Source organism: Saezia sanguinis (genome assembly GCF_003991585.1).
GTDB lineage: Bacteria > Pseudomonadota > Gammaproteobacteria > Burkholderiales > Burkholderiaceae_C > Saezia > Saezia sanguinis.
Window position 1 is genome coordinate 1 of the sequence record NZ_PQSP01000039.1, and the last position, 283, is coordinate 283.

The 283-nt window shown below is 40.3% G+C and carries 1 protein-coding gene; it reads left to right on the forward strand.

What is annotated here, in order from left to right:
* The coding region (locus CUZ56_RS14905) for a hypothetical protein (protein WP_204250936.1) at window positions 1-283 on the forward strand (283 nt) is incomplete at both ends.

Genomic DNA, 283 nt, shown 5'->3' on the forward strand with positions numbered 1-283 from the left:
GACAAAGAGTTTGAGCAATTCCTTGTTTGGGTGAAAGATCGCCCCATTCAAATGCGTTTTATCGAACTCATGCAAACGGGCGAAATGGATAGTTTCTTTGATAAATTCCATCTTTCAGGACAAGTATTAGCGGATAAATTGCTGCAAAACGGTTGGCAATTACAACACAAATCCCATACTGATGGTCCTGCAAAAGTATTCACGCATCCTGATTATGCTGGCGAAATTGGCTTAATTATGCCTTATGAGAAAAATTTCTGCGCAAGCTGTAATCGTCTCAGAG